The sequence below is a fragment of the Streptomyces aurantiacus JA 4570 genome, from assembly GCF_000414115.1.
Lineage (GTDB): Bacteria > Actinomycetota > Actinomycetes > Streptomycetales > Streptomycetaceae > Streptomyces > Streptomyces aurantiacus_A.
Genome location: NZ_AOPZ01000239.1, coordinates 1 through 9,740 on the forward strand (window position 1 = coordinate 1; position 9,740 = coordinate 9,740).

The window sequence follows — 9,740 nt, forward strand, 5'->3', positions numbered from 1 at the left end:
CGGCGGCCCGCCTGGCCCGCGGCCTGCGGGTCGCGGCGAGCGCCGCGGCCGTGGCGAACCACAGCCGCCCGTGGTTCGCGGCGTGGCTGAGCCGGGGCAGCAGCCGGTCGGCGCCGGGCCAGTGGCGCGTCGCGACCACGTCGAAGACCCGGTAGTCCAGCGCGGTCAGCCGGTTCCCTGGCGCACGGGCCAGGGTCAGGGGAAGATCGGCGTCAGAGGTCATGCGGGGCGGGTACCCCCGGGCCGCCGCCTCCAACGGGCCGGTGGGCTCGGCCCCCCGGGCAAACCGTTTGCCGATGTCGGACGCCCGCACGGACAATCGCCCCCATGGGACATCTGGAAGCCGCGCACATCGAGTACTACCTGCCGGACGGGCGAGCGCTGCTCGGTGATGTCTCGTTCCGCGTGGGCGAGGGCTCGTCGGTGGCGCTGGTGGGGGCGAACGGCGCGGGCAAGACGACGCTGCTCAAGCTCATCGCGGGGGAGATCCAGCCGCACGGCGGGACCGTCACGGTGTCCGGCGGCCTCGGGGTGATGCCCCAGTTCGTCGGCTCCGTACGCGACACCACCACCGTGCGCGACCTGCTGGTCTCGGTGGCCCAGCCCCGCATCCGCGAGGCGGCGGGGGCCGTCGACCGCGCCGAGCACGCCCTCATGACCGTCGACGACGAAAAGGCCCAGCTCCAGTACGCGCAGGCCCTGTCCGACTGGGCGGAGGCCCGGGGGTACGAGGCCGAGACGCTCTGGGACATGTGCACGACGGCCGCGCTCGGCGTCCCGTACGACAAGGCCCAGTGGCGCGAGGTGCGCACGCTCTCCGGCGGCGAGCAGAAGCGTCTGGTCCTGGAGGCCCTGCTGCGCGGCACCGACGAGGTGCTGCTCCTGGACGAACCGGACAACTACCTGGACGTCCCCGGCAAGCGCTGGCTGGAGGAGCGCCTCAAGGAGACCCGCAAGACCGTCCTGTTCGTCAGCCACGACCGGGAACTCCTCGCCCGCTCCGCCGAGAAGATCGTCAGCGTCGAGCCGAGCCCCGGCGGCTCGGAGGTGTGGGTGCACGGCGCGGGCTTCGCGACGTACCACGAGGCGCGCCAGGAGCGCTTCGCGCGCTTCGAGGAGCTGCGCCGCCGCTGGGACGAGAAGCACGCCCAGCTCAAGAAGCTCGTCCTGGACATGCAGCAGTACGCCAAGCGCAGCGACGAGATGGCCTCGCGCTACCAGGCGGCGAAGACAAGGCTGCGCAAGTTCGAGGAGGCCGGACCGCCGCCCGAGCCGCCGCGCAAGCAGGACATCACCATGCGCCTGCACGGCGGCCGCACCGGCGTGCGCGCCGTCACCTGCAAGAACCTCGAACTGACCGGCCTGATGAAACCCTTCGACCTGGAAGTCTTCTACGGCGAGCGGGTCGCCGTCCTCGGCTCCAACGGCTCGGGCAAGTCGCACTTCCTGCGCCTCCTCGCGGGAGACCCCGGCAAGCACGACAACCCGGTGGCGCACACGGGCGAGTGGAAGCTCGGCGCCCGCGTCGTGCCCGGCCACTTCGCGCAGACCCACGCCCACCCCGAGCTCTTCGGCCGCACCCTGCTCGACATCCTGTGGCGCGAGCACGCGAAGGACCGGGGCGCGGCGATGTCCCGGCTGCGCCGCTACGAACTCACCGCGCAGGCCGAGCAGCGCTTCGAGAAGCTGTCCGGCGGCCAGCAGGCCCGCTTCCAGATCCTGCTGCTCGAACTTGAGGGCGCCACCGCCCTGTTGCTCGACGAACCCACCGACAACCTCGACCTGGAGTCGGCCGAGGCACTCCAGGAGGGCCTGGAGGCGTACGAGGGCACCGTGCTCGCGGTCACCCACGACCGCTGGTTCGCCCGGTCGTTCGACCGCTTTCTCGTGTTCGGCGCCGACGGCCGGGTCCGCGAGACCCCCGCGCCCGTATGGGACGAGCGAAGAGTGGAGCGGGCTCGGTAGCGACGACGGTAGCGTGGCCGAAACCACGCCGTACGCAGCGCAGTTGGAGAGACCGTGGCTGTGAGGACGTCCTTCGGGACCAGTGATGTGGACGAGGCCAGGCAGCTGCTCGAGGCCGCGTACTACAGCAATTTCCTGGATGTGCTCGACGGGCCGCGGCCGTTCCGGGCGGACTTCACCATCGGGCAGTTCGGCGCGCTGACCGTAGGAAAACTGACCTGCGGCGCGGATCTGCGGGCGCGGGTCGGGGAACTCGGGGCGTACCACGTGAACATCCCGCTGAGCGGCCACATGAGCTGGCGCCAGGGCTCCGCCGCGTCGACGCTCACCCTGCCCGACAGCGCCGCCGTCTACCAGCCGGTCGGCGAGACCGCGGTCGACCGGTGGTCGGGCGACTGCCGGTTGCTCGCCGTGAAGCTGGACCGGGTGGCCCTTGAGGAGAGCCTGGAGCGGCTGCTCGGCAGGCCGGTCCGCGGTCCGGTGACCTTCGAGCCGGGCTTCGACACCAGCCGGGGGCCCGGGCGGGGCTGGACGCGGCTCGTGCGCGCGGTCGCCGAGGATCTGCTCGACGAGTCCCCGATGCTGAGCGGGTCCCTGGTCGCGGCGCCCCTTCAGGAGGCGATCCTGAACGGGCTCCTGCTCTGCGCCGGACACCGCTACCGCGACCAGCTCACCGACCCCGTGCGCCAGCTGCGGCCCGCCCCGGTCAAGCGCGCCATGGACGCCGTGCTGCAGCGGCCCGAGCACCCCTTCACCACCGCCGCGCTCGCCGCCGAGGCACGCGTCGGCGTGCGCTGGCTGCAGGAGGCGTTCCGGCGGTACGTGGGGATGTCCCCGATGGCGTACGTACGCGACGTACGCCTGCAGCGGGTGCGGGACGAACTGCGCGCGGCCGCTCCCGGCGAGCTCTGTGTGAGCGAGGTCGCCCACCGCTGGGGCTTCGCCCATCTGGGCCGGTTCGCGGAGCAGTACCGGGCGCGCTTCGGGGAGCTGCCGTCGCGGACGCTGCGGAGCTAGGTCCGGTCCCAGGGGGCGCCGGGCCGCTCACCGTCGGCCGGGGTCCGGTGCGCCGGGGCGCGGACGCGGTGCGTTCCGCGGACAGTCGCCGCGCCGAACGGATCGTGGGCGCCCGGGTGCCCGCCTAGGGTGAGGGCGGCACCGGGTGGGCCGGTCGCCGTCGCGGGAGCCCTAGCCTTCTCCCGGGGCGTCGGCCGCGGACGGATCTCCGGTGTTTCCGGCCCGGCGCAGCCCGCCGGGCCGGCTTTCGGACCGCGGGCCCGGTGATCCCCCCTCGTGCCATCGGGCCCGCCTCTTCCGGCCCCCCTCCCGCTGCCTCCCGGGCGCCGTGCGGCCACACTCGAAGGTGCGCGCGGCGACGCGCCACGCGCAGGCGAACGGAGGCGGCATGAGCGTGATGGACGGATCCCGGCTGCTGCGGCGGCACGGCCGGGCCCTCGACCTGTTCACCGAGCGGGTGCACACCGTGCGGGCGGGCCAGTGGGACGCGCCGACGCCCTGCGCCGAGTGGACGGTGCGCGACCTCGTCAACCACCTCGCCGTGGAACAGCTCTGGGTCCCGCCCCTGGTGCGCGACGGCGCCGCCATCGAGGACGTCGGCGACACCTTCGACGGCGACATGCTCGGCGCCGACCCGGTCGCCTCCTGGGACACCGCGGCCGAGGCGGCCCACGCCGCGTTCGACGAGCCGGGCGCCCTGGAGCGCACCGTGCACCTCTCGTACGGCGAGACGCCCGCGCGCGACTACTGCGCCCAGATGGTCACCGACCTCGTCGTGCACAGCTGGGACCTGGCGCGGGCCATCGGCGCCGACGAACGGCTGCCGGACGACCTCGTCGCCGCGGCGGTGCGCGAAGTGACGCCGTACGCCGCCGAGTTGACCAAGACCGGCCTGTTCGGCCCGGCCGTGCAGCCCCCGCCCGGGGCGGACGTCCAGACCAAACTCCTGTGCCTGCTCGGCCGCACTCCCTAGCGCCCGCCCGGCCGCCCCAAGTCGGCTACCGGCTCGCGGACCGGGCGAACTCCGTCATGAACGCCTCGCAGAAGGCTTTGAGATCGTCCGGCTTGCGGCTGGTGATCAGCGTCGCCGGGCCGCCGTCGCAGACCTTCACCTGCTCGTCCACCCAGGTGCCGCCCGCGTTGCGCAGGTCGGTGCGCAGGCTCGGCCACGACGTCAGCGTGCGGTCGCGCACCACGTCCGCCTCGATGAGCGTCCACGGGGCGTGACAGATCGCGGCGACCGGCCGGCCCAGCTCGAAGAACGCGCGTACGTACGCCACCGCGTTCTCGTCCATGCGCAGCAGGTCGGGGTTGGCGACGCCGCCCGGCAGCACCAGGCCGTCGAACTCGTCCGCGGCCACCTCGCCGACCACCTGGTCGACGGGGAACGTGTCGGCCTTGTCCAGATGGTGGAACGCCTGCACGGAGCCGGACTCGGTGGACACCAGGACGGGCTCGCCGCCCCCGTCCACCACGGCCTGCCAGGGGTCGGTCAGCTCGACCTGCTCGACGCCTTCGGGGGCGACAAGAAACGCGATACGCATACGTCAACGTCCCTTTCGGGGGATCTGTTCAGGATCTCGGTCTTCAGGGGGCAGGTCGCCCATGCTCACCATGCCGACGGGCCTGCCGTCCTCGACGACGGGCAGGCGGCGCACGGCGTGCTCCCGCATCAGGCCCACCGCGTCCGACACCGGGTCGTCGGGAGCGACCACCACCGGGTTGGGCGTGCACACGGCCTGTGCGCTGACGGTCAGGGGATCCGCGCCGTCGGCCACGGCGCGCAGCGTGATGTCCCGGTCGGTGAGCACGCCCAGGACCTGACCGCCGCCCGTGACTATGACATCACCGATGCCCTGGGCGCGCATCAGCTGCGCCGCCTCGACGAGTGAGGCGTCGGGGCGGACCGCGGCGACTCCCGGTGTCATGACTTCCCGCACGTACTCGGCCATGGTGCTGAGCCCTTCCCGCGTGGTGAGCGTGATGGTGTGGCACTCCGCCCGCAGTACCCCTTCGGGCCGGACCCATGCGTGGGGGCGTTTGTCCCGCGGAGCCCGGGGCAAGCGGAAGAGCAGTGCTTCGGACCGGAGGCACGTCCGTGGGAGCGGCTCCGCTTCTTCACCGGGTGTGCCCAGGTGATTCCGCGCGCGCCCCTTCCACGGTGACCGTCCAACCAGGCACCGGTACAAGGGAGTTGCCAAGCATCATGCGATCCGATGCAGCACGATTCCAAGAACGACTCCAGGACGACGCCCGCCCCCAGGGCACCGCACGTCCCGAACGCCCCCAGCGCGCACAGTGCACCCAGCGCCCCGAGCGCACCCAGCGCTCCCGGCCGAAGCGGCACCCGCACGACGACGCCCCCGACACCGCCGCGGCCTTCCGGCGGCTGTGCGAGATGCCGCACGGACCCGAACGGGACGCCCTGCGCGGGGAGATCGTGCAGGCGTGGCTGCCCATGGCCGAACGGCTCGCGGGACGCTTCCGCAACCGCGGCGAAGCGCTCGACGACCTGCGCCAGGTCGCGGCCCTCGGCCTGGTCAAGGCCGTCGACCGGTACGACCCCGAGCGCGGCAACGCCTTCGAGAGCTATGCCGTGCCGACCGTCACCGGCGAGATCAAGCGTCACTTCCGTGACCACATGTGGACGCTGCACGTGCCGCGCCGGGTGCAGGACCTGCGCAACCGCGTGCGGTTCGCCTGCCAGGACCTGTCCCAGGTGTCGGGGCGCGCGCCCACCATCGCCGAGATCGCCGACAAGGCCCGGATGAGCGAGGAGGACGCCGCGACCGGACTCGAGGCGCTCGACAGCTTCACCGCGCTCTCCCTGGACGCCGAACTCCCGGGCAGCGACGACGGCTACGCGCTGCGCGACACCCTCGGCGGCGCCGACCCCGCGCTCGACGTCGTCGTCGACCGCGAGGCCGTCAAACCGTGCCTTGCCCGGCTGCCCGAGCGCGAGCGGACCATCCTCTACATGCGGTTCTTCGGCGACATGACGCAGAGCCGGATCGCCGAGCACCTCGGCATCTCGCAGATGCACGTCTCGCGCCTGATCAGCCGCTGCTGCGGCCGGGTGCGCGACGAGGTCCTGCGGGAAGCGGCCCGCCACCCCGCCCCGGCCGGGCGCGAGGGGGCGGCCCGCGGCGACACCGAGGTCACCCGGGCCGCCGCATAGCCAGGGCGATGTGCCGGGCCATCACGTCCACGGCGCGCGCCTCCGCCATCGAGAAGGCGAGGCGCGCGCCGGTCCGGAACAGGCTGAGCACCCCCTGTACGGGACCGTCGGGCCCGTTCGTACGCGGCGCGAGCGGCACGCACAGCAGGGACGTGACGTTCGCGCGGACCAGGACCGGGGCGCCGCTCGCGTCCCGGCCGAAGCTGTCCGGGGGGTCCGGCCGCACCTGCAGCGTGGACGTCGCGCAGCGGGCCGTCTCCAGAACCAGCGGGCAGTCGGCCGGGTCCTGCGCGAGGACGTCCGCGACCGGACCGCCCTCGGGGCCGAGGACCGCGCGGCGCCGGGGGGCCGCCGTGCCCTCGTCGGCGATCACCCAGTCCGCGAACCGGCCGTGCAGCACCTCGGCCACGCGGGCCAGGACCGTCGCCGGATCCCCGGGCGCCCCCGTGAGCAGCGTGACCGTCATGGCGTCCGCCAGCTCCAGGAGTTCGGCGTGCCGGGTCGCCTCGGCGAGGTCCGGCGCCCGGCCCCGCACGCCGCGCGGCAGCGGATCCCGGGTGCCCGGGGGCTGCAGCACCACCAGGACCACCGTGCGGGGCTCGTCGCCCGGCCGCAGCCCGGTCAGGGTCGCCCGCACCGGCAGCCCCGGCCGGCGCTGCAGCCGCACCGTCATGCTCCGGTCGCCCTCCCCGCGGGCGACCGCCGCGGCCTGTGAGCGGAACGCGGAGCGGTCCGAGGGCGTCAGGAAGCCGGCGAGCGGCCGTCCCGTCGCGTACCCGCCGCGCACCCCGGTGAGGTCCGTCGCCGCGGTGTTCATGCGCCGCACCACCGTCTCGCCGTCGACGAGCGCGACCGGCAGCGGGAACCGCTGGAAGACGGTGCGCAGCAGCCGCTGCTCCTCCCGCGCGGCCCGCGCGCCCGCCGCCGGGCCGTCGTTGTTGACCAGCCGCTCCAGGCCCGGCCACAACCGCTCGGCCACGTGGTCCAGTTCGAAGAGCGCCGCGTCGAGCATGGTGCGCAGGTCACCGGAGGGGACGGCACGTGATGCCTTCAACTCCGCGACGCGGCGCACGAAATCCGCCAGATCCTCACTGAACCGTTCCGACTCCGCCATGGGGCGAACGTATCGGCTGCCACCGTTTTCCGGAGGCGTCAGCGGGAACCCGACCAGAACGAGGAACGAGGAGGCACCCCCCGATGCCGATGCCGATCGAAACGGAAGGACCGGAATCCGCGCTCCCGGCGCGCAGGCTCTCGGAACTGGCCGAGCAGGCGCTGCGCTGCACCCCGGCGTGCTGCGGCGCGGGCACCACCGTCAACGAGGGCGGCGAGGACCATCCGCCCGCCGTCACGCACCCCGACCTCGCGAACCTCGTCTCCATACAGCTCCGCTCCGGCGACGGTCCCATTCCGGCGGCCCAGGAGCGGGGCGCGCCGGTGGACGCGGAGGATCTGCTGCGCGACGACCGCTGGCCGGAGTACCGCGCGCTCGCCCTCGACTCCGGCGTCCGCGCCAGCGTCACGCTGCCCTTCCGGCGCTCCGGACTCACGCTCACCCTGAGCCTGTTCAGCTTCCGCTCCGGCACGCTGGACGAGGCGGGGTGCGGGCCCGCGCAGGCGCTCGGCGATCTCGCGGCGGCGGGCCTGGTGCGCGACCGCCGCTACCGCGCGGCGCTCGCGGAACTCGACCACCTGGGCGAGGCCCTGCGCACCCGGCCCGTCGTCGACCAGGCATGCGGCATCATCATGCACGTCGTCACCTGCGACGCCGACCGGGCCTTCACCCTGCTGCGCCGCATCTCCCAGCGGACCAACCACAAGCTCGCCGAGGTGGCCGCGTCCCTGGTGGAGACGCGGGGCAGGGGCCTGGAACGCGAACTCACGGCACTGGCCGACCAGGGGGGCACCCCCTAGGAACGGCTCACCCGGCCGGAGGCCACACCGCGCGGATGAGGCGTCCCCACGCTCGAATGACCTCATGCGCCTTTCCGCCCCGCCCCTCGCCCTGACCCTCACCACGGCCGCCCTCTGCACCCTCGCCGCCACCCCGTCCGCGTACGCGGGAGACGCCGCCACCGCCGAAGTCACCCCCAAGCACGCCGCCCCCGGCGAACAGGTCACGATCTCCGTCACCTGCCCCGCCACCGGCGGCAACCCGCCGCAGCACATGGACGCCGGCTCCCAGGCGTTCGAGCACGGCACCGTCCGGCTCCAGCGCGCACAGCACAGCCAGCACAACCAGCCGCCCCCGCACAACCAGCACTCCGAGAACAACGCCCCGTACAACGAGAGCAACGAGAACGGCCAGTACGACGAAGGCGGCGGCGGGGAGGACGAGACGGGCCAGTACGGTCGGCTCGACGAGTCGGAAGGGCTCGACGAGTCGGAAGGGCTCGACCCGGCGGAGGGGACCGGCGGGCTCGACCCGTCCGGCTCCACCGGCCTGCCGGGACCCCAGGCCGCCGACAGCGGCATCGCCTACCACGGCACGGCCCGCATCGCCGCCGCCGCGTCCTTCGAGGGCGGCGGCCCGAACGCAGTCGGCGCCGACTCGGAGTGGTCCGTCGACGGCACCTGCCACGGCGACGGCCAGTGGAAGGCGACGTTCACCGTCACCCGTACCGCCCACACCCCCACCCACCAGCCCACGCATCAGCCCACCCACACGGCCCCCGCCGCGGCGCGCGGTGTGCACGCGGGCCGCGAGGGCGGCTTCAGCGACTCCCCGGCGGCCCTGGCCGCGGGCGCCCTGCTCGTCGCCGGCGCACTCGGCGCCGCGGTGCACCGGCTGCGCCGCGACCGCGCGGCCGCGCGCTGACCGCCGGACAGGTCAACCCGACGGCCACCGGAAGATGGACCGGCGCCGCCGTGGGTACGCAGACAACCGATGGCACAGAGCTGGTCACGGGAGCGCACGGAGGTACCCATGCGGCGGACGGACCACGAGGACCGCGGCCGCGTCCGGTACGGCCCGCCCCTGCCGGAGCCCGGCCTTCCGGTGCTCCCCGAACTGTCCGCCGCGCTGGCCTCCGCCGCCGGCCACTCGCACGCGCAGCCGCCCGGCGGCGACCCGGCGCTTCTCGACGCGGCGAGCGGCTACTGGTCCCGGCGCGGCCTGCCCGCCGAGCGCGGTCATGTCGCCGCGGCCCACGGCGCCGCACCGCTGCTGCTCGCGCTCGCCGCCGCGACCGGCGGCGACGTCCTGCTGCCCCGTCCCTGCGCCGCCTGGTGGGAGCCGCAGGTCCGGCTGCTCGGCCGGTCGGTGTACCACGTGCCGACGCCCGCCGAGTGCGGCGGCGTCCCCGATCCGTACGCCCTCCTGGAAACGGTCCGCCGGGTCCGCGCCGAAGGCGGCGCGCCGCGGCTGCTCGTGCTGTCGGCGTGCACGAGGCCGTCGAGGCCGCGGCGGACGAGGGCCTGCACATCGTCAGCGACGAGACGTGGCGCGACACCCTGCACCACCCGCGCGAGACCGTCCTGATCGGCCCCGCCGAGATGGCTCCCGAACGCGTCACCGTCGTCTGCGACCTGTCCGGCGCCTTCCTGCCGCCCGCCCTGCCCGCCGCCGTCGCCGTTCCCG

At 74.2% G+C, this 9,740-nt stretch carries 9 protein-coding genes and 2 pseudogenes; 7 read left to right on the forward strand and 4 right to left on the reverse strand.

The window, feature by feature from the left end; genetic code table 11:
* A pseudogene (locus STRAU_RS22755) lies at positions 1-223 on the reverse strand (phosphoesterase); the annotation flags it as partial.
* 104 nt (positions 224-327) lie between these two features.
* On the opposite strand from STRAU_RS22755, the gene STRAU_RS22760 reads away from it, so the two are divergent.
* The 3 genes from STRAU_RS22760 (at position 328) to STRAU_RS22770 (ending at position 3,955) form a co-directional block, all read left to right on the forward strand.
* Positions 328-1,965, forward strand: coding sequence for an ABC-F family ATP-binding cassette domain-containing protein (locus STRAU_RS22760; protein ID WP_016642729.1), 1,638 nt, complete (start codon positions 328-330; stop codon positions 1,963-1,965).
* Between the two features lie 54 nt (positions 1,966-2,019).
* Positions 2,020-2,982, forward strand: coding sequence for an AraC family transcriptional regulator (locus tag STRAU_RS22765; RefSeq protein WP_259299964.1), 963 nt, complete (start codon positions 2,020-2,022; stop codon positions 2,980-2,982).
* Positions 2,983-3,370: 388 nt separating this feature from the next.
* Positions 3,371-3,955: a TIGR03086 family metal-binding protein gene (locus tag STRAU_RS22770; protein ID WP_016642732.1), complete on the forward strand. Its 585-nt coding sequence runs from the start codon at positions 3,371-3,373 to the stop codon at positions 3,953-3,955.
* A gap of 25 nt (positions 3,956-3,980) precedes the next feature.
* On the opposite strand, the gene STRAU_RS22775 is transcribed toward STRAU_RS22770, so the two are convergent.
* Positions 3,981-4,526 carry a type 1 glutamine amidotransferase domain-containing protein gene (locus tag STRAU_RS22775; protein ID WP_016642733.1) on the reverse strand — a complete coding sequence of 182 codons (546 nt, stop codon included), beginning with the start codon at positions 4,524-4,526 and terminating at the stop codon, positions 3,981-3,983.
* A 3-nt stretch (positions 4,527-4,529) separates the two neighbouring features.
* Positions 4,530-4,934, reverse strand: a complete 405-nt coding sequence (locus STRAU_RS22780; protein ID WP_016642734.1) for a CBS domain-containing protein — start codon at positions 4,932-4,934, stop codon at positions 4,530-4,532.
* A gap of 254 nt (positions 4,935-5,188) precedes the next feature.
* On the opposite strand from STRAU_RS22780, the gene STRAU_RS22785 reads away from it, so the two are divergent.
* Positions 5,189-6,160, forward strand: a complete 972-nt coding sequence (locus STRAU_RS22785) for an RNA polymerase sigma factor SigF (protein ID WP_016642735.1) — start codon at positions 5,189-5,191, stop codon at positions 6,158-6,160.
* On the opposite strand, the gene STRAU_RS22790 is transcribed toward STRAU_RS22785, so the two are convergent.
* Positions 6,141-7,274, reverse strand: a complete 1,134-nt coding sequence (locus STRAU_RS22790) for a PAS domain-containing protein (protein ID WP_016642736.1) — start codon at positions 7,272-7,274, stop codon at positions 6,141-6,143. The two genes, STRAU_RS22785 and STRAU_RS22790, sit on opposite strands and share 20 nt — an antisense overlap.
* Positions 7,275-7,357: 83 nt before the next feature.
* On the opposite strand from STRAU_RS22790, the gene STRAU_RS22795 reads away from it, so the two are divergent.
* The 3 genes and pseudogenes from STRAU_RS22795 to STRAU_RS22805 all read left to right on the forward strand — a co-directional run.
* Entirely contained in the window at positions 7,358-8,074 is a 717-nt protein-coding gene (locus STRAU_RS22795; RefSeq protein ID WP_016642737.1) for an ANTAR domain-containing response regulator, read from the forward strand.
* 64 nt (positions 8,075-8,138) lie between these two features.
* The gene (locus STRAU_RS39130; protein ID WP_016642738.1) at positions 8,139-8,978 is read left to right on the forward strand and encodes a hypothetical protein; all 840 of its coding nucleotides are present in this window, start codon (positions 8,139-8,141) and stop codon (positions 8,976-8,978) included.
* 108 nt (positions 8,979-9,086) lie between these two features.
* Positions 9,087-9,740, forward strand: a pseudogene (locus STRAU_RS22805) (pyridoxal phosphate-dependent aminotransferase); the annotation flags it as partial.

Bases quoted from the DNA above. Each gene is read 5' to 3' on its own strand.
- STRAU_RS22760 (WP_016642729.1), top strand. From the start codon at position 328: ATGGGACATCTGGAAGCCGCGCACATCGAGTACTACCTGCCGGACGGG.
- STRAU_RS22780 (WP_016642734.1), bottom strand. From the start codon at position 4,934: ATGGCCGAGTACGTGCGGGAAGTCATGACACCGGGAGTCGCCGCGGTC.
- STRAU_RS22775 (WP_016642733.1), bottom strand. From the start codon at position 4,526: ATGCGTATCGCGTTTCTTGTCGCCCCCGAAGGCGTCGAGCAGGTCGAG.
- STRAU_RS22785 (WP_016642735.1), top strand. From the start codon at position 5,189: ATGCGATCCGATGCAGCACGATTCCAAGAACGACTCCAGGACGACGCC.
- STRAU_RS22790 (WP_016642736.1), bottom strand. From the start codon at position 7,274: ATGGCGGAGTCGGAACGGTTCAGTGAGGATCTGGCGGATTTCGTGCGC.
- STRAU_RS39130 (WP_016642738.1), top strand. From the start codon at position 8,139: ATGCGCCTTTCCGCCCCGCCCCTCGCCCTGACCCTCACCACGGCCGCC.
- STRAU_RS22770 (WP_016642732.1), top strand. From the start codon at position 3,371: ATGAGCGTGATGGACGGATCCCGGCTGCTGCGGCGGCACGGCCGGGCC.
- STRAU_RS22795 (WP_016642737.1), top strand. From the start codon at position 7,358: ATGCCGATGCCGATCGAAACGGAAGGACCGGAATCCGCGCTCCCGGCG.